The organism is Aeribacillus sp. FSL k6-2211, from assembly GCF_037966125.1.
Taxonomy (GTDB): Bacteria; Bacillota; Bacilli; order Bacillales; family Aeribacillaceae; genus Aeribacillus; species Aeribacillus composti.
Genome location: NZ_CP150190.1, coordinates 683,546 through 706,812, shown reverse-complemented (window position 1 = coordinate 706,812; position 23,267 = coordinate 683,546). Strand labels below are relative to the sequence as shown.

Annotated in this window: 18 protein-coding genes; 3 read left to right on the top strand and 15 right to left on the bottom strand. The window is 39.6% G+C overall.

The window, feature by feature from the left end; translation table 11 throughout:
* Nucleotides 1–31: 31 nt before the first annotated feature.
* The 6 genes from NSU19_RS03540 to NSU19_RS03515 all read right to left on the bottom strand — a co-directional run bounded on the left by NSU19_RS03540 (nucleotide 32) and on the right by NSU19_RS03515 (nucleotide 7,710).
* A complete protein-coding gene (locus NSU19_RS03540; RefSeq protein ID WP_063389248.1) occupies nucleotides 32–1,537 on the bottom strand; it encodes a sugar ABC transporter ATP-binding protein in 1,506 nt (501 codons plus the stop codon).
* 60 nt (nucleotides 1,538–1,597) lie between these two features.
* Nucleotides 1,598–2,266: a transaldolase family protein gene (locus tag NSU19_RS03535; protein ID WP_066246789.1), complete on the bottom strand. Its 669-nt coding sequence runs from the start codon at nucleotides 2,264–2,266 to the stop codon at nucleotides 1,598–1,600.
* Nucleotides 2,267–2,301: 35 nt separating this feature from the next.
* Complete coding sequence (xylB, locus tag NSU19_RS03530; RefSeq protein ID WP_144598059.1) at nucleotides 2,302–3,831, bottom strand: xylulokinase; 1,530 nt, start codon at nucleotides 3,829–3,831, stop codon at nucleotides 2,302–2,304.
* Nucleotides 3,832–3,897: 66 nt separating this feature from the next.
* Nucleotides 3,898–4,326 carry an RbsD/FucU family protein gene (locus NSU19_RS03525; RefSeq protein ID WP_063389250.1) on the bottom strand — a complete coding sequence of 143 codons (429 nt, stop codon included), beginning with the start codon at nucleotides 4,324–4,326 and terminating at the stop codon, nucleotides 3,898–3,900.
* 126 nt (nucleotides 4,327–4,452) lie between these two features.
* Nucleotides 4,453–5,223, bottom strand: coding sequence for a DeoR/GlpR family DNA-binding transcription regulator (locus tag NSU19_RS03520; RefSeq protein WP_130156710.1), 771 nt, complete (start codon nucleotides 5,221–5,223; stop codon nucleotides 4,453–4,455).
* Nucleotides 5,224–5,640: 417 nt separating this feature from the next.
* Nucleotides 5,641–7,710 carry a bifunctional aldolase/short-chain dehydrogenase gene (locus NSU19_RS03515; protein ID WP_144598060.1) on the bottom strand — a complete coding sequence of 690 codons (2,070 nt, stop codon included), beginning with the start codon at nucleotides 7,708–7,710 and terminating at the stop codon, nucleotides 5,641–5,643.
* Between the two features lie 292 nt (nucleotides 7,711–8,002).
* Between NSU19_RS03515 and NSU19_RS03510 the strand changes: the two genes are divergently transcribed.
* Both NSU19_RS03510 and NSU19_RS03505 read left to right on the top strand, forming a co-directional pair.
* Nucleotides 8,003–8,173, top strand: a complete 171-nt coding sequence (locus NSU19_RS03510) for a hypothetical protein (protein WP_158640191.1) — start codon at nucleotides 8,003–8,005, stop codon at nucleotides 8,171–8,173.
* Nucleotides 8,174–8,430: 257 nt separating this feature from the next.
* Entirely contained in the window at nucleotides 8,431–10,056 is a 1,626-nt protein-coding gene (locus NSU19_RS03505) for a methyl-accepting chemotaxis protein (protein ID WP_094245152.1), read from the top strand.
* A 267-nt stretch (nucleotides 10,057–10,323) separates the two neighbouring features.
* Here the strand turns inward: NSU19_RS03505 and NSU19_RS03500 are convergent, their stop codons facing one another.
* From NSU19_RS03500 to NSU19_RS03475, 6 genes are all read right to left on the bottom strand, one after another.
* The gene (locus NSU19_RS03500; RefSeq protein WP_063389255.1) at nucleotides 10,324–11,577 is read right to left on the bottom strand and encodes an ABC transporter permease; all 1,254 of its coding nucleotides are present in this window, start codon (nucleotides 11,575–11,577) and stop codon (nucleotides 10,324–10,326) included.
* The gene (locus tag NSU19_RS03495) at nucleotides 11,570–12,469 is read right to left on the bottom strand and encodes an ABC transporter ATP-binding protein (RefSeq protein ID WP_144598061.1); all 900 of its coding nucleotides are present in this window, start codon (nucleotides 12,467–12,469) and stop codon (nucleotides 11,570–11,572) included. The genes NSU19_RS03500 and NSU19_RS03495 overlap by 8 nt, the downstream gene beginning before the upstream one ends.
* Before the next feature lie 340 nt (nucleotides 12,470–12,809).
* Nucleotides 12,810–13,127 (bottom strand): hypothetical protein, encoded by a 318-nt coding sequence (locus NSU19_RS03490; protein ID WP_063389257.1) that lies wholly within the window; start codon nucleotides 13,125–13,127, stop codon nucleotides 12,810–12,812.
* Nucleotides 13,128–13,257: 130 nt separating this feature from the next.
* On the bottom strand, nucleotides 13,258–13,776 hold the full coding sequence (locus NSU19_RS03485; RefSeq protein ID WP_144598062.1) for a hypothetical protein: 519 nt from the start codon (nucleotides 13,774–13,776) through the stop codon (nucleotides 13,258–13,260).
* A gap of 278 nt (nucleotides 13,777–14,054) precedes the next feature.
* The gene (locus NSU19_RS03480) at nucleotides 14,055–14,573 is read right to left on the bottom strand and encodes a hypothetical protein (protein WP_144598063.1); all 519 of its coding nucleotides are present in this window, start codon (nucleotides 14,571–14,573) and stop codon (nucleotides 14,055–14,057) included.
* A gap of 28 nt (nucleotides 14,574–14,601) precedes the next feature.
* On the bottom strand, nucleotides 14,602–15,150 hold the full coding sequence (locus NSU19_RS03475) for an SAR2788 family putative toxin (protein ID WP_130156700.1): 549 nt from the start codon (nucleotides 15,148–15,150) through the stop codon (nucleotides 14,602–14,604).
* Nucleotides 15,151–15,597: 447 nt separating this feature from the next.
* On the opposite strand from NSU19_RS03475, the gene NSU19_RS03470 reads away from it, so the two are divergent.
* Nucleotides 15,598–16,767, top strand: a complete 1,170-nt coding sequence (locus NSU19_RS03470) for an ISL3 family transposase (RefSeq protein ID WP_021292746.1) — start codon at nucleotides 15,598–15,600, stop codon at nucleotides 16,765–16,767.
* Between the two features lie 350 nt (nucleotides 16,768–17,117).
* Here the strand turns inward: NSU19_RS03470 and atzF are convergent, their stop codons facing one another.
* The 3 genes from atzF to NSU19_RS03455 are packed head-to-tail and all read right to left on the bottom strand — an operon-like array spanning nucleotide 17,118 to nucleotide 23,219.
* On the bottom strand, nucleotides 17,118–18,890 hold the full coding sequence (gene atzF / locus NSU19_RS03465; protein ID WP_144598064.1) for an allophanate hydrolase: 1,773 nt from the start codon (nucleotides 18,888–18,890) through the stop codon (nucleotides 17,118–17,120).
* Nucleotides 18,887–22,525, bottom strand: coding sequence for an urea carboxylase (gene uca, locus NSU19_RS03460; RefSeq protein WP_311066877.1), 3,639 nt, complete (start codon nucleotides 22,523–22,525; stop codon nucleotides 18,887–18,889). The genes atzF and uca overlap by 4 nt, the downstream gene beginning before the upstream one ends.
* A gap of 43 nt (nucleotides 22,526–22,568) precedes the next feature.
* On the bottom strand, nucleotides 22,569–23,219 hold the full coding sequence (locus NSU19_RS03455; protein ID WP_339198804.1) for an urea amidolyase associated protein UAAP2: 651 nt from the start codon (nucleotides 23,217–23,219) through the stop codon (nucleotides 22,569–22,571).
* Nucleotides 23,220–23,267 lie beyond the last annotated feature (48 nt).

Below are 23,267 nucleotides of genomic sequence, written 5' to 3'. Positions count from 1 at the left end.
ACATAAAGGACACTTCAATCGAACTTACAATTTATGATCTAGTTCGTGTTGCATAATCCATAATCTTTTCTTGAGATGCTTCTTCGTTTGTCAACTCTCCGGTGATTCTTCCTTCACACATGACGATGATTCGATGGCTCATTCTTAATATTTCCGGTAATTCGGAAGAAATCATAATAATGGATTTTCCTTGCTGAGCCAGTTCATTTAGCAGCTGATATATTTCAGTTTTCGCCCCAACATCAATTCCGCGTGTAGGTTCATCAAAGATTAAAATGTCGCAGTTTTTAGCAAGCCATTTGGCAATGACAATTTTTTGCTGGTTTCCTCCCGATAAATTCTTCGCTAGCTGTTTGATGCTTGGCGTTTTAATTTTCAGCGACTTTACATACTCTTCTGATGTTACATATCCTTTTGAGTCATTGACAAAGGTCAGCCAATTCACATAATTGCTCAGTGAAGAAATTAAAATATTCGAATTCACGTCCATTTCAAGCATTAAGCCATATCGCTTTCTGTCCTCAGACAAATAGGCGATTCCGTGCTTTACTGCATCTTCAGGCTTATTGATTTTCACTTCTTTTCCATTGATAAAAATTTGCCCTTCATCGATTTTGTCAGCACCGAAAATGGCTCTTGCTACTTCTGTGCGTCCAGCTCCCATTAAACCGGCAAAGCCTAAAATTTCTCCTTTTTTCAAAGTAAAGCTGATATTTTCTAAAAAGTTTTTGGTCGATAAGTTTTTCACTTCCAGGACTGTTTCAGCCTCTTTTGAAACCGTCGTTGTAGGGCGAGATTCATCCTGGATGTGACGGCCTACCATTAACGAAATAACCTTTTTCATATCTGTATCTTTCGTATATAACGTGTCGATGTATTGACCGTCGCGCATGACTGTTATTCGGTCAGAAATGACTTTCAATTCTTCCATTCTGTGTGAAATATAAATGATGCCAACACCTTTGTTTTTCAAATTTTCAATTAAATCAAATAATGTTTTAATTTCAGATTCCGTCAAAGCGGCAGTTGGTTCGTCCATCACGATAATTTTCGCATTGTAAGATAACGCTTTCACAATCTCCACCATCTGCTGCTTTGCCACTGTTAAATCTGATACTGTTTCTTTAGGATTTAAATTAATATTGAGTTTCTCAAGCAACTCTGCTGTTTTTTCATTCAATTCCTTTTCCTTCAAAAAGAAATTAAATCCGGTGCGAGGCTCCCTGCCAATAAAAATGTTTTGGGCAACCGTTAAATCAGGCATTAAATTTAGTTCTTGGTGTATAATGCTAATGCCCATTTCCTGTGCTGCTTTCGCATTAGGAATTTCAACTTTGTTGCCTTCTAAGTAGATTTCACCTTCATCTTTTTGATAGACTCCAGACAAAATTTTCATTAAAGTCGATTTTCCAGCACCATTTTCGCCAACTAATGCTAGAACTTCCCCATAATTTAAATCCAGTCGAACTTTTGATAATGCCTTTACTCCAGGAAAACTTTTGCTTATCCCTTCCATTCTTAATAATTGAGCTGACATCCTATCACCTACTTTACGTAACTGTCATTATCCGTCCTGAATTTTTGTTCCACTTTTACATTAATAAGATTTTTCAGATTTTTTCGCGGATTGATATTGCTTCCAATCATTTAAAAACCCTTTTAACCCGATATTTGTAAGATCTGACGCAAACATTTTCTTAAAAATATAAAATGGCATCGTTACAGCATCTGCGCCTGATTTTGCAAGATCAACGACAACCTGCGGATTTCGGATGCTTGCTCCAATAACTTTCGTTTCCGCATGCATTTGATGAATAATTTCTTTTGCCTCTTTAATAAATTGCAGCCCGTCAATCGCATGATCATCCATTCTTCCGATGTAAGGGCTTATAAAATCCACCCCTGCTTTGGCAGCTAATACAACTTGAGGCAGTGTATAAATAAGAGTCATATTCACCTTTATGCCTTCCTGTTTCAATTGATAAGCTGCGGATAATCCTTCTTCAGTCATCGGGAGTTTAATGACAATATCTTTTCCCCATGTGGACATTTCTCTCCCTTCAAGGATCATTTCTTCAGCTGTTTCTCCTGTTACCTGGCACCAGACTTCTCCATTAATTTTGGAGGAAATATCCACAATAATTTGCCGAAACTCTCTATTTTCTCTTGAAATAATGCTTGGATTTGTTGTAATCCCTGCTAAAAATCCATATTTTGAAGCAAATTCTATTTCTTGTTCATTTGCGGTGTCTAAATAAATGTCCATGATTTTCCCCCTTTCTCGCACAATTGTTTGTACATTTATTCAACCCCGTTCCATTGATTAAAAATCGGCTCCACTTGTTTATAAACTTGTTCAAACGCTTTCAAAGCTGTTTGATAAGATTGATGGTTGTGTTGATCTGGTTCAAATGATTCAGCTTCAACACACCAAGCTTTCGCTGCTGTCAAATCTTTCAGAAGGCCTACTCCTACACCGCCTGCAACCGCAGCGCCCATTGAGGTCGTTTCATCCAAAATTTTCGGTATACGGATGGTAACACCGAAAAGATCAGCCAGCATTTGCCGCCATATTCTGCTTTTCGCTCCGCCTCCAAACAGCCATATGTCTTGAAATGGCCGATCATAATTTTCTTGCAGAGCATCGAAAATAAGTTTTAAATTCATTGAAATCCCTTCCAAAACAGCACGAATCAAATCAGATCGTTTATGATTGATCGTCAATCCTATGAAACTGCCTTTTGCGTTTGGATTCCACCAAGGAGACCGCTCCCCCATTAAATACGGAAGAAAAATCAATTGATTGGAGCCGATTGGTGAGCTTTCAGCTTCTTCATTCATCATTTCATAAATATTCTTCGCTGCATCCGTTTTCAAAACGTCTTGAAACAGTATGTCTCTTAACCATTGAAAGGAAGTCCCTGCTGCTTGCATCGTTCCGATGGGAATATATTTATTTTCATCCAAATGGATAAAATTGAATGTCCGCATTTCTTGATCAAAAACTGGACGAGATGACGAAAATGAGATCCAGGAAGAAGAGCCAATGTAATTAAAAATATCTCCCTCATCAATCGCACCTGCACCTAATGCAGCACAGCACCCATCTGCACCGCCCATTACAACAGGTGTACCAGGCATCAGACCTGTTTCTTCCGCCGCCTTTGAATGAACTTCACCAACAACCGCTGTTGAAGGCAAAATCTCAGGCAATTTTTCATCATCAATTTGCCATAATTTTATTAATTCTTCCGACCACTCTTTCTTTTTAATATTTAATAGATTCGTGCCGCTTGCATCAGAATAGTCGGTGGCAAATTTACCCGTTAGTTTAGCAATTATATAATCTTTTGCTTGTAAATATTTAAATGTTTCTTTATGAACAGCTGGTTCATTTTCTTGAATCCAATTAATTTTTGCTGCAGAATAGGATGGGGATAATCTGTTTCCAGTAATTTCATAGTGTTCTTTCATTCCTATCTTTTCTGCAATTGCTTCTGTTTTTTGCGCCGAACGCATATCAGCCCAAATAATTGCATTTCTTACAGCTTCTCCTTTATGATTGACTGGGACAGCCCCCATCATCTGGCCGCTGAACGTAATGCATGCAATTTGTTTCGGATCAATTTTTGCTTCTGAAATAAGTTGTTTTGATGCATTTGCCACGGCATCCCACCAATCATTCGGATTTTGTTCAACCCAATGCTGCTTCAAAAAAATGGTGGAATATTGATAGGTAGTATGAGCTATGATTTCACCGTCCGGCGATATTAATGTGGATTTATTTCCGCTTGTCCCAAGATCATGAGCAAGAATAAATTTTTGCACCATATTGTCTCCACCATCCTATCGCTTCCATCTTGAACGGAAAATGTACTAGTTTCCCAATGAAATCTATTATGAAATGACACCTTTTTTTAAAATGATATTGGCATAAAGCGCACTCTCGCTCGTTGCGATAATTGCATAAGCATTTTTGGCTCTTTCATAAAAGCTGAATCTCTCCATAAATTCTATATCCCATGGTTCGGAACATTTTTTCTCCAGAAGTTTTTTATATTCGTCCCAAATGGCCGGTTTGCTTTCATTTTGGTTTACTACTTGCATGAGAGCCACCGGTTTATCCACAAAAGTATCCAACGGAAACAAATCTAAGATAGAATCCAACAGCTCAGGAACACCATGTCCGTCAGCTCGAACCAATCTTTGAGCAAAATTTGCTGCCGGAAAATTCCCGTCTGCAATGACAATTTCGTCACCATGGCCCATTTCCATCAAAATTTTTAACAGCTCAGGAGAAAGATTCTTTGGAATACCTTTTAACAACGCTTACACAACCTTTGTTTATTTTTGTTTGTTTTTATATTATCAAATATACCAAAAAAAATAAAGAGTGTTATTATAAAAAATTTTTTGTTTTTTTTGTTTTATTTTGAAACAATTTGACTCCTTTTACGATAAAGGAACGATTGTGATTTTTGTGTTTTTTCCTTCAAACTCTTTTTTATATGCTGGATGGATATTGGAATCTGTAATAATTTCGTCCACTTTCTCAATATGATTGATTAAAGCGAACGTCCGAACGCCAAACTTGCTGGAGTCAACTAGTAAAATGGTTTTATCTGCTATCTCCATCATTTGCTTTTTTATTAATGCTTGCCATTCATTCGAATCGCTGAGACCGCCTTCAAGATGCACACCTTTGCAGGATAGGAAAGCTTTATTGACATGGTATGTTTCCAAAGATCGTTCTGCGAGAGGACCAATATACGATAATGATTTTGAAGAGAGCATTCCGCCGGTTGACATTACCTTTATTTGATCTTTGACACTTAATTCAATTGCTACTCTAATGGAATTTGTTATAACTGTTAGTGGTACATTCGGCAGTTCCTTTGCCATATACCATGCCGTCGAACTTGCATCTAAAACAATCTGGTCTCCTGGCTGTATGAGCTTAACTGCTTCTGCAGCGATTGCTTTTTTTTCTTTGGCATTTGTGACTTCACGTTCTAAATAGGACAATTCGAGCTGCTGGTCTCTTTCAATGCTGACCGCTCCCCCGTGGCTGCGCAGAAGCCTCCCTTCCTTTTCCAGCTTTTCTAAATCTCTTCGTATCGTCTCCTCCGTGACTGAAAACATTTTGCTAAGCTCCGCTACTCGTACACTTAATTTTTTGTTAACGATTTCAACTATTTTCCTATGTCTTTCGGCTACAAGCACCTTGCACGTCCCCCCAATATGTTCAAAAGTTTTTCAATAGTTATCAGAAAATAATATACCACATTACCACAATATGTCCTAAAGATTTCAAGCACTGCCAGAAAATAATATACCACATTATAAATAAAATGAATCATTAAATCATTGTCACCAATATTTTTAGCGCATCAGGCTCAAAGCAGTTTTCTCACAGCGCATCTATTATTTTTAAGCGGAAAAGGTTTTTATGCCCTTTTCCGCTTTCCGAAAGCCTCCTGATGGTTAAGTCTCCGTACGTTGTTGAAGGGGGATGACCTGCTGCAATGTTTAAATCTTTCTTATTCACGAATTCGTTATAATAACCGATAACTGTTATGTGGAGAATTTTCATGAAGAGCAATGGCCAATAGGCTATTGCTCTTTTGTATTGTTGAAAGATTATCTAGTAAATGCCGCTGGAACACCGCCGTCAACTGTGATCATGCATCCGGTTGTTTTTTCAGCTTTAGAAGATGCAAAAAATGCAATCGCCTCTGCAATGTCTTCAGGATACACATTTACTAATAATGTTGTTCGTTTTTTATAATAATCTTCTAATTCATCCGGTGAAATTCCATAAGCTCTTGCACGCTCTTCACGCCACTTGGAATCCCATATTGCAGAGCCTTGAAGAACGGCATCCGGAAGAACGGAGTTTACACGTATTCCGTATTGGCCGCCTTCAGCAGCAATACATCTTGCCAAATGAGTTTCAAGCGCCTTTGCAGCACTGTAAGCAGCCGCATTCTTTCCAGCATAAATTGAATTTTTCGAGCCAACAAATACCATATTCCCGCCAATACCTTGCGTCTTCATTTGTTTAAACGCTTCGCGAGCTACTAAAAAGTATCCTGTACCAAGAACGTTCATATTTAAATTCCATTCTTGCAAAGTTGTTTCATCGAACGGACTGGATGTAGCAAGTCCAGCGTTGTTGACAATAATATCGACTCCGCCGAAGGCAAGGGCAGCTTCTTTAAAGGCAGCTTGCACTTCTTCCTCTTTTGTTACGTCCATTTTGACGGCAATTGCACGATTTTCGCCATATTTTTCGTTAATTTCTTTAGCTTTTTCCTCTGCTCCTTCGATGTTTAAATCAGCGATAACAACATGTGCGCCTTCGCTGGCTAGACGTCGGCACGTCGCACTGCCAATTCCTCCTGCACCGCCTGTGACAAAAGCCACTTTGCGCGAAAATTCTGCTTCTGGCGGAGCAAGCGTTAATTTGTAGAGCTCAAGCGGCCAATATTCTACATTATAAGACTCATTTTCGTTTAATGAGACGAACTTCCCGATCGCATCTGTCCCTTTCATGACAGCGATGGCGCGATGATAAAGAGCTCCGCTGATCCTTGACATTTTTTCGTTTTTCCCTGTATTCACCATTCCAATACCAGGAATTAAGATTACTCTAGGGGCAGCTTCAAACATTTTGTCCCCTTCGTTTTTGTTCCGCTCAAAATAAGCTTTGTAGTCTTTTTTATAATTGGAAACTCCTTCTTTTATTTTTTCCTTTAATTGCTCTTTATTTTCTGTTTGCGGATCCCATTCGATGTATAAAGGAACCCGCTTCGTGTGAACTAAATGATCAGGGCATGCTGCGCCTATTTGAGAAAGTTCTTTTGCGTTTCGACTGTTAACAAACTGAAGAACATCCTCTCCGTCATCCCAAGTTAAAATCATTTTTCTTTCATCGCTTACAGCACCACGAATAACTGGCAGTATTTCCGCTAGGATTTCTTTTCTTTCATCTTTGGAAAGGGCTTTATATTTTAATCCGCCAAATGCTTTTTCTTCATCGATTCGCTCTTTTATATAGTTTTCTGCTTCATTAATAATAGAAATCGTTTTTGCATAGCATTCCTCTGAAGTATCGCCCCATGTGACTAAGCCGTGTTTTTCCATCAACACTAACTCTGCATTCGGGTTGTTTTTCACGCCTTCAGCAATCATTTTGGAAAGCGTAAATCCAGGACGCACGTAAGGCACCCAAACAAATCGGTTGCCGTAAATCTCCTCAGCAATTTGCTTTCCGTTGTCCGCACAGCAAATGCTGATAATCGCATCAGGATGCGTGTGATCAACATGCTTGAACGGAAGAAATGCGTGCAGCAAAGTTTCAATCGAAGGGCGTGGATGCTTGTGATCAATCATGCAATGAGATAAATAAGCTACCATTTCTTCGTCGGACATTTCATCTCGTTCTATAAGCGGGCGGATATCGTCCAATTTAAGTCCTGTAAAATTGTGCGCTTTCATTGTCGCTAAATCTGAACCGCTTCCTTTTACCCACATGACTTCAATTTCACGGCCGCGGAAATCGCTTTCAATTGTTTTCATTGAAGTGTTGCCTCCGCCCCAGTTGCATACAGCGCGATCAGCTCCGATTAAATTGGAACGGTAGACTAACTGTTCTAAACCTTCCGACAATTTCTTAGCTTTTTCTGAATCCCACAAACTTTTGACCATCTGTTGACCTCCATTTTTGTTTTTATTTATTTTAAATATAACATATGATTGTTTATTATTGAATATATTTTTTTATTTTTGTTTTTTTGTTTTGAATATTTTATTTATAGCTAAGGTTTGAAATGTATATTGTTTACTTGTTGATTTCACGTCTATTATTTTGGGATTTTTCAATCAAGGGAAAAATAAAAGGTAAATCAACATAAAAAAAAGGGATCAAAATATGAAGGGAATATAATCAGGCAGGATCATATAGTTGCTCTCTTTTACAAGACGAGGGGAATAATGTATAATGAAGTTGAAAAATTGCATCAACAACCAGACGACCAAAGGTGCTGCGACACCTTTGGCCCTGCAACAGACGGTTCCCTTCAAGGGGATCAGGCAGCAGGTAAAAAATAATCCACCACTGCTATCAACTCAAGGGTGGATTATTTTTTTTGCGGATTTGACAGCATTGTAATTATAAGGCTTGAAAAACTGATCGCAAACATTAACGCTTCGAATACTGTCATCGGCACACCCCCTTTCTGTACGGGGTAAATGCCAACCACCCTTGAGTCTACCGTTCTATTGCATTTTCATTATATCAAATACTAAATTTTGAATCTATAAAAATAGAACATTTGTTCCTTTTTTACTAGAAATTAAATTTTTAACAAATAATTATTGAAAATTCTGTAAATGGGGTATACATTTGTAGTAAGGGGAGGGAGAAGTATGAGCCGTTTAATAAAGAAAAAAGCTGCTCAACAAGCACTCAAAAAAGTCGTGCATGTAAGCGATATCATTAAGAAACAGCTAGATCCTCAGCTTCCGCTAACCGAACAGCTCGACAAAATTCGAAAAACGTTCGATGAAAGGCTGGACCAAGACGAATATTTTTTGGTCGTAGATGAAACAGGATATTCTCCGCTACATACCAATCGCCTTCGTGAAGGAAGAGTATTTTCGGATGAGGTCGGCAAAAAAGCCGCTACAACAAAAGAACCGCTTTTGCAGCTGTATATCCGTGATACAGGAGAAATTCTTGTTGATGCGAGCTGTCCGCTCGTTACAGACAGTACTGGAAAACGTTATAATATCCGGTTAGGAAGACTCATTCATCGCCCGTATTTGCAAATGAATTTTGCCATGCTATCGTTTTTGCCAAGCTTTCTTTGCCTCATGACAGCTTTATTTATGCAATTATCTTTTCGTCAAGCAATTATTTTATTTTTCGTAACTATTTGCGCCAGTGCAGTAAACAGCTTCTTTGTTTACCGCTCGTTCACTTCTAATCTTAGACAATGGTATAACGTCACTCGTACTGTATCATCAGGCAACCTTCATGTCGAAGTAGATATTGTCGGCAAACGCAATGAGTTTCATCAAATAGGTTATGAAATCAATAAAATTATTTTTGGAATCCGGTCGATTTTAAGCGAGTTTGCCAATGCCGTCAAAACTGTCAAGAAGGTCAGTCAAGATCAAAAAAAAGAAGCGAATCGCTTATCGGAAATTTTTGATGAAGTTGCTGCAACAATGGAAGTGTTCCGCGAAGGCTCCAAACAGCAGACCGATTCGTTTAAAAAAGTTAGCGAACTGGCAAATTCGATGATAGAAGGTGTATCAAATATGGGATCGGAAATTGAACGTGTTGTTGAATACGCTCAATCAACGATGCGTTCAGCAGATGAAGGGCAACAAATGATTGAAAAAACGGAACAGCTTATGCTAAATATTGAAAATGACACGAAAAAGGCAACTTCTCTCATCCAAATGGTATCCAAAAAAGCGGATCAAGCGATGGAAATGGCTTCTGCGATCACAGCAATTGCCAAGCAAACGAACCTTTTAGCATTAAATGCTTCCATTGAAGCAGCGAGAGCAGGTGAATCTGGAAAAGGCTTTGCGATTGTAGCTGCAGAAGTGAGCAAACTGGCAGATGATACAAATTCTTTTGCGGCTAAAATTTTATCTTCGTTGGAAGAAACGAGAAATGATTTAGCTCATGCCGTTACTGCCGTCAAAAAAAATGAAGAAAGTGTTGATCAAGCTTCCTTGTCTATATCTGGAACAAAAGAAAGCATGCAGACATTTAAGCGAATGTTTTCAGACATTCATTCTCTGTTAAAGCATAATCGAGAAAACGTCATAAACATTCGTGAAAACGGCAACAATTTAAAAGGTTTAATAGAAAATGTAAACTTAATCGCACATGATTTCACCAACACAGTCAACGAAACAACGGCAGCATTGGAGGAACATATTGAAGGGATCCATGAGCTTGCAAAGGAATCGGTTATTCTTTCCGATGCTGTCATACATCTTCAAAAAATTTTAAACCGCTTTCAATTACAATAAATGTCTTGATTGACTGGGGGTTTTCTCTTTACTATTAAAAATCACATCGTCAAGAAGCGAATATTTGCAGGAATAATGAAAAAGGGAGCTCCCCCAACTTCGGTAGTTGAGAAAAAATACTGCGCAGAAATTGACTCATTTTCATCATTATCAAAGCTTCCAAAAAATTAAGCAGCCAAACTCCTAGTATACAGGAATCGGGCTGCTTGCTACGTTTATTATTATCTGCTCAAAATCAAAAGAAAACCATTTTGCGTAATGTCTTCTTTATTTATTTTTCGATAGCTGCAAAGCTTTTTTAATATCTTTAAGCGCATTGGATTTTCCGTACATCAATACGCCGCCTTTGTAAACTCTTGCCCCGAAGACAGCTAATATAGCAATGGATGCTATTAATAAACCGATTCCTAAAAGCGGCTCCCAAATTGGAAGATCCAGCATTCCAACCCGCAAAAACATCAGCATCGGGGTAAACGGCGGAATGTATGATGTGATCGTAACATAGGAAGCTTCCGGATTGCTCAAACCAAATATCGCTAGCATAAAGCCCGCCACAACCGTTAAAATCATCGGAGTGATCAACTGCTGAACATCTTCTATACGACTGACCAGCGAGCCTAGAAAGGCAGCCATCGTCGCATATAATAAATAGCCTAAAATAAAGAAAATGACTGCATATAGAATGGTCGACAACGACGTGTTTTGGAATCCAAAGAAAGAGAAAAATCCTCCATCCATCGATTCTAAATTTTGTTTAATGGAAACGTAGCCGACAATAAGCCATAAGGCAAGCTGCGTTAAACTCAATAGAGCAACACCTAAAATTTTCGCAAACATTTGTGTAATAGGAGGAACACTGGAAATTAAAATTTCCATCACTCTAGAAGATTTTTCTACTGCTACCTCCATCGCAATCATATTTGCATACATGATCACTGCAAAATATATTACAAATAAAAGTACATATACGAGACCTCTCGCTTGATTCAATTCTTCCACCGTTTTTGCGTTGGCATTCAACGCTTCCATTTCAAAAGATACTGGCGCATTCAGCTTCATCAGTTCCTCTTGCGTCAATTTCAATTGACCTGCTGTCCATACCATGCTCACTTGTTGGAGGGCATATTGCAAATCGTTTGGAACGGTTGAGTCTGCAAGAGACGCTGCTTTATATACCGCCATCGGCCGGTTTTCATCATTTAAAGATAAAACGAGATACCCTTTGATCTCATCATTTAATACATTCTTTTTCAGCTCTTCTTCGGAAGCATTAGTTTTTTGCAATTGAATGTCCGGATTAACTTCTTTTAATTGCTTTTTAAACGGTTCAAATAAAGAATTTGATTGATCAATGACTGCAAGGCGTTCTTGATTTTCACCAGAATTAAAAAAATCAATAATTTTTGATATGTTTCCCAAAACTAGAATAATAAGCAATGTAATAACCGTGGAAATGATAAATTGCTTCGATCTTAGTTTGGTAAAATAAGTGTGGAACAAAACAGTCCAAAAGTTATGCATAGGCCGCACCCACTTTCTCTATAAAAATATCATGTAATGAAGGCTCTTCTATTTGGAATTTGCGAATAAATCCTTTATCGACAATCTCCTGTAACAATTGTTGTGCGGTCTCTTCTCTTTCAATTTGCAATTGAATCCCTTCAACTGTTGTCTTGGCTTTTACGACACCTGGGAAATCCTTCAAGAAATTGAGATCAAAATCCGCATGAATCACGAGATTTTTTTTGCCAAAGGAACGTTTAATTTCTTTGAGCGACCCATGAACTACAGGGCTTCCCCTATGTAATATGCATAAATGTTCACATAATTCCTCAACGTGCTCCATCCGATGGCTGGAAAACACAATGGATGTACCGGCATTTTTCAAATCAATGACAGCCTCTTTCAATTGCTCAACATTGACCGGATCCAATCCGCTAAACGGTTCATCCAAGATGAGCAGCTTCGGTTTATGTATGACAGCAGCAATAAATTGAATTTTTTGCTGGTTTCCTTTCGACAGCTCTTCGACTTTTTTTTCAGCGTACTCCGGCACTTTAAACCGTTCGAGCCAATTTGCCAGCTCCTTCAGCGCATCTTTTTTGTTCATCCCTCTTAATCTGGCTAAATAGACAATCTGATCCTTTACCTTTAATTTCGGGTACAATCCCCGCTCTTCGGGCAAATATCCGATATACGGGCTCGTGCTATAATCAATTTTTTCTCCATTCCATGTAATGGTTCCTTCAGTTGGTGCCAGCAGCCCTAAAATCATGCGAAATGTTGTCGTTTTTCCGGCACCGTTTGCCCCTAAAAAACCAAACATTTCTTTTTCCGGAATGGATAAAGACAGCTTATCCACAGCGGTGAAATCGCCAAATTTTTTCGTCACTTGCTCTAGCTTCAACGTCATGTATTTTCCTCCTCTCATCTTTTAATACGGATCAAACAAGAAAAAAGTTCAGTATCGTTTTAAATTTCTGTCTAACTCACAAGTGAAACATCGTTAGTGACAATGATGACATGAAAACTATGTTAAAAATATTTAAACCACATAATTAAAACAGGAGGATGCTTCACAAAAGTTGTTCAAACTTTTGGAAGCATCTCTCCATTTAATAAATGTTGAGATGAACAAAAAGGCAGAAACCTTTTTTTATTACTTAAAGGTTCACTGATTTGATTTTAGAATCCGAACTGAGATGGATTTTAAAGAAATACAACTGTGAAGGACAAAAATAATCTAATAAAATTTATAAACGTCCTTCATGGAGGTGATGGAATCCAAAAAAAGGAAATTGCATATACTGAATGTCCGTCATAACTTTTGAAGGACAGAATGAAAATGGCGTGCATAGAAAAAGTCCTTCATAAGATTCCCGAAGGACATGATCAAGATAGGGAAACATAGGAAAAGCAGTTGTCCAGAAAGCCAAAATCTTTTGGAAACGAAAAACATAAACATTGAATATTGAAAGGGCACCTATAAGCCGAAAAAATCGACTACTTTGACAGCCACTTTTGCCATTATGATTCGGCTTCTTTTCGGCAATAGGAACGCCATCCTCCAAAATCTGTAATATCCTCGAATCGATTGGCGATATACGCCTTCCAAAAGAAAGCCCGACACTTTGTTTCCGTTGATCAGTTCTACTGTTCCTATACTCTAAAGGATTTGTATCCCTAATTTTTTACAGAATACTAAAACCATTTCTTCTTGCCTCTCTTTTTATCGATGACAGCTAAAGCTCTAATGGGAAATTTATCAATAAACGGTTCTACTGAAATACTATAATGTGCCTCGATATCTTTTTTTAATTGATCGCGTAATTCTGTCAATTGGTTCACTATATAATCCATCTTAAATACAGGATCAAACGGTTCCTTTCTCCAAATAGATGTGAGTCGAGCCTTATCGTTATTGTCAAAAGGGATGATTGAAATCAACGGCTCATCTTCGTCAATTTCAAGAGTATAATAATGAAATTCCGGGATATCATATTTGTCACTTTCGATAATGGCGAGCCATCTCTCTAGGTATAAATAAAACTCCAACAATGCGATATCATCTCGGAAATAGGAGATTCCATCTACTTTTATGTCAAAATCTCCACTAACTCTAAGCACAATGGCAGCATTCTTTTTCAACTTTTTAGGAATATAAGATTCATCGGTTGTAAAGTGATAGACAAATTCTATTTGACTGGATATGCTGTCCATATTTCACCATCCCATCCCCTATTACTCTTTCGTACCTATGTTTTACCGAGTGGTTATCACTACAATGATAAATCAGCATTCTTTGTTTCTACCTCTGGATTTATAGAATTGAATCCTTTTCATTCGATTGCGTACTTGGCTTTTATCAGTAGTGTTGAATTAGCATAATTCGGACACTTTTTGAAAAAATAAATGGGGCTTCAAAAATAATAGGCAGCCCCAAGAAATGTTATCAACTACAAACATTGACATAGTCTTTAACAAGTAACGTTCAATGACTAAAGCCATTTCGTCTTACCCTTTTTTTTGTCTACAACTGCTAAAGCTTTTATCGGAAATTTATCAATAAACGGTTCTACTGAAATGTTATAATGTGCCTCGATATCTTTTTTTAATTGATCGCGTAATTCTGTCAATTGGTTCACTATATAATCCATCTTAAATACAGGATCAAACGGTTCCTTTCTCCAAATAGATGTGAGTCGAGCCTTATCGTTATTGTCAAAAGGGATGATTGAAATTAACGGCTCATCTTCGTCAATTTCAAGAGTATAATAATGAAATTCCGGGATATCATATTTGCCACTTTCGATAATGGCGAGCCATCTCTCTAGGTATAAATAAAACTCCAACAATGCGATATCATCTCGGAAATAGGAGATTCCATCTACTTTTATGTCAAAATCTCCATCAACTCTAAGTACGATAGCAGAATCTTTTTTCCACTTTTTAGGAATGTAAGATTCATCGGTTGTAAAGTGATAGACAAACTCTAATTGATTGGATATGCTGTCCATATTTCACCATCCCACCCTACTACAATTTTTATTTTTTCTGACCTTTTGTACCTATTACTTTACCAAGGTCCGCTATAACTACAAATGACAAATCCGCATTCTTTTTTTCTTCCTCTGGATTTAAAGAATAAGATGCGTTCTTAGAATTTAATCCTTCTTTAACCCAATTACGTATTTGGCTTTTATCAGTAGTATTGAATTTAGAAAAATTACCTCCAGCATTTTTTAAATGCTTATTACTTACATTGAATTTGGAAACTTTACTTTTTGCTGCTTTAACGGCTGCCTTTGCAAATGTGTTAAGAACGGCTTTAGAGCTTTTTATCGACTTAACGATAAGTTTTTTTCCAAATTTTTTTATGGCATACTTGATTCCATGTTTTGCAACTACTCCGATTATAACCGCCGGCAGAACCGAAGCTTGAGCATCAATGGTATTGATCTGGTAAGATTCTCCAGTATCTTGATCAATGAGTGTTGCAATAAAATCGGTGCCGTCAATTTCTTGCAACACTACATCAAAATGTTGAGTAATGATTTCTCCATTCTCTAATGATACTAGCAACCGCTGTACCATGTCCGTATGAATCTATTTGATTATTTTTCTCGTTGAACCTTTTTGATACTTTGACACGAGCCTTTTCTTCATCAATTCCACTATCAATAATGGCAATTTTTATAGGTGTGTCTGTTAAAGAGTTAGGATCAGCATATTCCTTCTGTATGGAGCATAGAGCCCAATTCTGATTACAATCAATTTTTTGATCATAGGATAATTGATGATTGCATGAAGCTAAGAAGATGAAGAATATTATAAAAAAAATAGTTTTCTTAATTTTTATAAATTCCCACACCTCCTAGTTATTTTTACTATATAGTAATTTTACCAAAATTGGAATTTAAATGGCTCTTCACCACAAAATGTACTTGACAATCAGGTTGTTTTCTGATCAAGGGTACAAAAAATGCGAAATTTCCTGTATGGTAAAGGTGACCAAACCATCAACCATGGAGGAAATTTCGCATGCAATCTCAGTTTATCAAAGATTTGATCACTTTACCAGGCTTTCTTATTCATGGAGAACGAAAAGAGGGAGAACGATGGATTTTTGAACTTTCCCTCCCTCCTCATTGTCCGATCTGCCCGACTTGCTTCGGACGGACAACCAAAATATCATCGAAACGAAAACAATGGATTCATGGCTATACAAATACGGTCGGTTTATTTTGGATTGAACTTCCCATAGAAAGACGGCGTTGCCAAGCCTGTTTTCTGACGTTCACCGTTTCTTATCCGGGACTTCCGTCTCACAGTATCGCGACGGAATCGTTTCAACATTGGGTCGCCCAGTTATGCATCGGAAAAACGATTCAAGAAGTCGCTCGCTTGTTACAACTCGCCTATACGACAGTAGAACGCTGGTTTTATCAATATGCCCCGGCTCTTTTACCAACATCGAATCCTACAGTAGTATGTGTGGATGAATTCGCTTTCCGAAAGGGACATGATTACGGAGTAGCGGTGATGGACACACAGACTCGGAATGTCCTTTCCATTGCTTCTGGAAAAAATGAAGAAGCCATTGTGGAGGCGCTTCAACCCGTCGCCTCCAAAGTGAAGTATGTTGTCAGCGACTTGGCTCCTGCCATGAGAAAAGCCATTGAAAAGGTATGTCCAAAAGCCATCCATGTTCTTGACCACTTCCATGTGATTCAGTTATTCACCGATGCACTGGAACGTTGTCGCAAATACCTTGCCAAAGGCGGAACCAAACATGGAAGCGTTCGCCGCGTGTGCCGATTGTTAAGCCAACGTCCAGAAAAATTAACAGAAGAAGAGAGACAGGAAGTTCGACAATGGTGCCAAGAAAGTGCTTATTTACGTGATGTCTATCAAGCACTTCAACATTTCCGTTACGTATCCAAAAGCCAAACAAGAAAGCAAGCCGAAACTCGTTTGACCCAATGGTTTGACCGGTACCTTTTTAGCGACTGTGCCGCCGTACGCAGTATTGCCAAGGCACTCATCACCCGAAGAGACGCAGTGCTTTCTTGCATCGTTTTTTCTTACTCAAATGGTCCAATGGAAGGAATCAACAACAAAATAAAATTGATCAAAAGGCGAGGATATGGGTATCGAAATATCCAGCGTTTTACTTTGCGTGTCCGTCTAGAGACCTCTATCACATTTTAACGTAAAAATCAAGTACATCTTTTGGTGATGAACCATTTAAATACAATATTTTAAAATTTTATGTAATAAATCTAAATAAGAGGAAATACTATTTTTTCAAGCAATTTGGAAATGAATTGATACATTGGTATTTTCAATATTCAAGTAACCAGCAGAGGTAAAAGTCGTATGTTACAGTTTAAAAAATAAACAAAACAGAAGTATGCAGCTAACTTTCTGTCTCCTAATACACTGTACGTACACGTCGATTTTATCTAAATAGTTCAGTCACTCCATCCTGTCAATCTCTTAAAATTAGAATTTTGCGCTTGAACGTGAAAAAGCCGCCAACATGTTTGACGGCTTTTGTATTATGAATTGAGTTCTTTCAGGCAATAGGAACGCCATCCTCCAAAAGCTGTAATATCCTCCGCTTGATTGGCTATATACGCTTCACAAAGAAAGCCCGGCACTTTGTTTCCGTTGATCAGTTCTACTGTTCCTATACTTAAAGGTTCTGGAATAGATGCTGTAAAAGCACCAAATGAAGCTAATGGCATTTCCCATATCTCCAATTGAATGGAGGCGCCATTGTGGTTTGTTTTGATAAGCCCAGGTTTGGCAGGATCCGTAGGCAGCTTATACAGCCGGTAATTAGGAGCAGTTGTTGCTTCACATACGAATTTGCCGCCGAATTGATGCATTTCATTTTCGAGCGGAAACCCTCTCATATGCAAACCGCAGACGGCAACAAAAGTCGTATTTTTTTGCGGTTGAAAATTTTCTGTTAGAATCTCTCCTAAAAATTGAGAAGCAAGTCCGAATATCAATCCTTCCTGTTCTGCCAGCGAAAACATCGTCATGCCAAAAGGAACATTTGCTTCCGCATCCTCTGCCGGAATGGCGATTGCCGACAGATCCAAAAGATTACAGTGATTGGTGTATTTTCCCATTTCGTTATTTGTGCGAATCGGATCGAGCCTAACTTGTTCGCGCGTCCAAGTACCGCCACAAGTAGGCAAAACTAATACTGCATCTTTTAACAATTTTTTCACTTTATGCTTGATTGATTGGATCCTGTGCATCGCTTGAAAAGCTGATGCTGCCGTATGATCAGGAGAAGCTCCGGAAGAAAGGACTTTTTCCGTAACGGAAAACACATCTTCTGTATTTGCTTTCACAAAATCACCTAAATCCGCCCATCTTTCCGCCACCCAAGGACCTTCATAAAGAAGAGATGCCGCTTCGGAAAACAAATCATAATCGATATACTCAATCGGAAGACGCAAACGTTCCAATCTTTTCATCGTTTTCATCCATGCATTCCTATATCCTTCACGAAATGGGCCAAAAAACGAAAGCGGTTGTTTCGGCAAACAAATTTTGCTCGGACTTTTCGGCGATACGTTCGGGAAATAGCGTGACCAAGGATCTGTTTCATCCTCGCCGCGCACAATTCGATCAACTTCCAATGCATCCTGCAAATTGTGCGCAAAAACTGTCACACAATCAAGGCTTGCGCAAGCCGGAACTACTCCAGCGGTCGGCCAGGCTCCCCTGCTCGGCTTAAATCCGACTAAGCGATTTAAGGCTGCCGGCACTCGTCCGGACCCAGCAGTGTCCGTTCCGAGTGCAAACGCTGCATGGCCTCGTGCAACGGCCACCGCAGATCCAGAGCTTGATCCCCCGCTGATCAGTTCTTCTTTTAAGGCATTTTTCGTTTCTCCATAAGGACTTCTTGTACCGACAAGCCCAGTGGCAAACTGATCTAAATTTGTTTTTCCTAATGGGATTGCACCTGCTGCAATTAACCGCTCAACCACTGTTGCGCTTTTTTCTGGTATATAAGCATATTGGGGGCAAGCTGCAGTTGTCGGAACCCCGGCTAAATCAATGTTGTCTTTAATAGCAAATGGAATTCCCCATAATGGCAAGCTTTTCCGATCCAGTGAAGCAAGCCTGTCTAGATAAGGCTGAATTCTTTCCATTGCCGGAGGGGTAATCCATATATTCATATCCTCATCTTGTTTAACTCGATGAATGATTTCAACGACTACTTCTTCGGGAGTCAATTCATTGTTAAGGTACATCTCTCTCAACCGCGCAATCGTCAAAGGTTGAGGAAAATGTTTGACCGATTTCATTTGAGAACCTCCTCTCGTTCTTTCTGCTTTAAAATGCTGACAATCAATTGTCCTGATTGCACCTCGTCCCCTGGTTTCACGTAAACATTTACTATTTGTCCATCGCACGGGGCCAGCTGCGGAAACTCCATTTTCATGCTTTCTTCAATCATCAGAACATCGCCTTTCTTAACTTGCTGTCCAGGAGACACAAGAACTTTCCATACACTTCCGGGCATGGAAGAACGAACAACCTCAGCACCTGGAGGGATATTTTCCTCTTGCCCTTCTTTCATTGGTTCATGCTCTGATATATATTCCGCCAATCCTAGCTGCTTCCACCGTTCTCGCTCTGCTTGAAAAGCTTCCTGCTGCCGCATGCGGAAAGTTTCGGCACTATCTTTGATCGAATCCAAGAATTTTAAATATTCGCCAAGATCAAACGCTGTTTCTGTTATTTCCACTTCAAACCTTCCTCTAAGAAAATCTTCCCGCAATTGCAGCAACTGTTCCGCATCTACTGGGTAAAACTGAATTTGATCGAAAAACCGCAATAGCCAAGGTTTTCCTTGTTCAAAACTCTTCGTTGTCCGGAATTTATTCCACATTTGAATCGTCCGGCCGACAAATTGATAGCCTCCAGGACCTTCCATTCCATATACACATAAATACGAACCGCCAATTCCTACCGCATTTTCAGGCGTCCAAGTCCGGGCAGGGTTATATTTTGTTGTGACTAAACGGTGCCGAGGATCAATTGGAATGGCTACTGGAGCGCCAAGATAGACGTCACCTAATCCTAAAACAAGATATTTTGCATCAAATACAATTTTCTTTACATCATCAATGCTTTTTAAGCCATTTATGCGCCTGATGAATTCCAAATTACTCGGACACCACGGAGCATCGGAACGGACGTTTTTCTGGTAGCGTTCAATGGCCAATTGAGTAGCCGGATCATCCCAGGAAAGAGGCAGCCGAACAATACGTGAAGGGACTTTTATCGATTCCAGCGGCGGAAGCTCGCGATCAATTTCTAAAATTTTTTGACAAGCCTCGCGAACGGACATTTTCGATGGGTCAATGTGCACTTGCAAAGACCGAATGCCCGGCGTTAAATCAAGGAAAGGGATGTTGCCTTTTTGTTGTATCGCTTGCATTAAAGCATGTACTTGAAACCGATACAGCAGGTCTAAATCCATTGAACCGTACTCAATCAGCAAATTTTCGTCGCCGCTTGAACGAATCGTAATTGGAATGTTTCGAGATGTTTGTTCTTGAGCCAAAATTGAATCGTCGGCTGTAATTTTTGGATTAATGGCAGGAAGTTGAGAAGGTTGAAATCCGTACAAACTGCCATTTTCAATTTTTTGCATAAACATTTCTTGTTTTTTTCGAAGTTCCGCCGCTTCTTCCAATGACAACAAATGAAACTTGACGATATCGCCCGGATGCAATTGCCCAATTTTCCAAAACTCAGCTGAAGCCGTCGTAACTGGGCAGACAAATCCTCCTAAACTAGGTCCATCAGGTCCCAGTAAAATCGGCATATCGCCTGTTAGATCAAGCGATCCCACTGCATAAGCGTTATCATGAATATTTGATGGATGCAAACCTGCATCTCCGCCGTCTTCTCTTGCCCATTTCGGCGCTGGGCCCATTAACCGGACGCCTGTGCGCGAACTGTTAAAATGCACTTCCCATTCTGTTTCAGTTAATTGCTGCAAATAATCCGGCTGCAAAAATTCGCTTGTACAATGAGGGCCCGGAATGACGCCTATCGTCCATTTATTCGTCATGATCGGTCTATATTCAGCTGGAAGCCCCTTCGTTTTTTTGACAACAGCCCCCCGGTTGACCAAAAGCACATCGCCAGTGCGCAAGGCGCGTCCGCCATGGCCGCCGAATCCGCCGAGCGTAAATGTGGAGGAGCTTCCTAAAACTTCAGGCATGTCAAAACCGCCTGCTACTAATAAATAAGTCCGCATTCCCCTTTTCGCTTCACCAAATGATAATACTTGGTTCTTTTTTGCCAAAACAGGTTCATACATCGGCACGGGCTGATCGTCAAGCTTAGCCTGCATATCGGCACCTGTAATACAAAACCATATATCATCTCGAAAACGATAAGATCCCCCGAGCAATGTCATTTCAAGACCAGGGGCGCCTTCTCTGTTCCCGAGAAGTTTATTTCCAATCCGGAACGAGAGCTGGTCCATTGGACCGGAAGGCGGCACACCTACGCTCCAATATTTAATGCGTCCGGGCCAATCCTGAACAGTTGTTTGAATTCCTCCGTCCAATACTTCCAGTGCATGTTCTCTAGGTTGAAAATGGTTTAATAAACGGGTGTATACATTTCCTTTTATAAAATCCTTTTCCTTCAATAAAGCTTTCAAGTAGTGGAGATTGGTTGTAATACCGTACAATTTCGTTTCGTTTAGCGCTTGTATGAGTTTTCCGATCGCCTCTTCCCTGTTTTTTCCACGAACAATCACTTTCGCCAGCATTGGATCATAAAGAGTCGTAACCGTGATTCCGTTTCTTACCCACGTTTCCGTTCGAGCTGTTTTAGGAAATTTTGCCTCATCAATCTGTCCGGCGCTCGGCCGAAACTCATGCAAACAATCTTCCGCATAAATACGCGCTTGAATGCTATGCCCTTTCGGCTCTTTAACCAAGGAATGCAATTCATGCAGATCATCTGCTGCTTCACGTATCATCCATTCAACAAGATCGATGCCAAAGACCTCTTCTGTTACACCATGCTCCACTTGAAGTCTTGTATTCACTTCAAGAAAGTAAAAGGAGCTTGTTTCAGGATCATATAAAAACTCAACGGTGCCTGCACTCCGGTATCCAACTTCTTCCGCCAATCGGATGGCGGCTGCGAACATTCCTTTTCTGACTTCCTGGGACAAAAGAGGGGCCGGACTTTCTTCCACAACTTTTTGATTGCGGCGCTGAATAGAGCAGTCTCGTTCGCCTAAAGCTACCACTTCACCAAATCGATTTCCAAAAATTTGAACTTCTATATGGCGTGCTCTAGCGATATATTTCTCCAGGAAAACGCCTTTATTTTTAAAATTTGTTTCAGCAAGACGACGTACCGCCTCAAATGCCGAGCGCAAATGCTGTTCATTTTCGCAAACGCGCATTCCGATGCCTCCGCCTCCTGCCGTGCTTTTTAAAATAATTGGATAACCAATATGTTCAGCTTGTTTTACCGCCTCATCCAAATCGGTGATGAGGTCCGTTCCCGGCAATAAAGGAACATTGGCTTTTTTTGCAATTTCTCTGGCAGAATGCTTTAATCCGAATATCTCCATCTGTTCAGGTGAAGGTCCGATAAACGTAATTCCATTTTGTTCGCACAAGCGGGCAAAATCTGCGTTTTCACTTAAAAATCCATATCCGGGATGAATGGCATCGGCTCCTGACTCAATGGCAGCTTTTATGATTAAATTTCCATTCAAATAGCTGTCTTTGACCGGGCCTTCTCCTATTAAAATAGCTTCATCTGCTTCGTCTACATGTAAACTGTCTTGATCCGCCTTTGTATATATAGCAACCGATAGAATTCCAAGCTTGCGAAGCGTCCGTTCAATCCGGACGGCTATTGCCCCGCGATTGGCAATCAGAATTTTTTTAAACATTTTGTTCTCCCCCCTGACGCATCCGTATCCTAGTTGATTCTGTTTATTTATCCCAAATCAGCACTTGTATTTTTGTTGGATTGTAAGCATTGCAAGGATTGTTTAATTGCGGGCAGTTGCTGATCAGCACCAATGTCCGCCGAAGGGATAATAATTCCACATAACTTCCGGCATAAGAGATTCCATCAGCAAATTCTAAATGACCATCTTCTGTAACCGGAACATTCATGAAGAAGTTAATATTTGGAGCCAGATCCCTTTTTGTAAAACGCTCCCCATATTTCGACAACTGCAGCATAAACGTGTCGCGGCAATTGTGCATATGCAATTTATCATGTGCATATCGGACGGTATTGCTTTGTGCTGAGCAAGCACCGCCTAATGTATCGTGCCGCCCGCATGTATCCGCTACAATCTTCAGCAATTCATTTCCTGATTCAGAACGAAGCACCGAACCTGTTGTTAAGTAAATATTTTTCTGTCCTGTAATGGTGGCTGTTACACTGTAATGATCGTCCGGATTATCTGCATCGTAAAACAATGTATCTACTGCTTGGTTTCCTTCCAAGTCGACAATTCTTAGAACTTGCCCTGGCTTTAGTTCATGCATCCAGCCTTCACCGGCAGGGATGATTTTGTTATAGATTGCATTTTCTTCTTTTCGAGGACTTTCTACTTTTTTAATATTTTCCATGTTCCTTTCCTCCCCATATCGTATTTTTAAATCGGTATTTTCTATAAT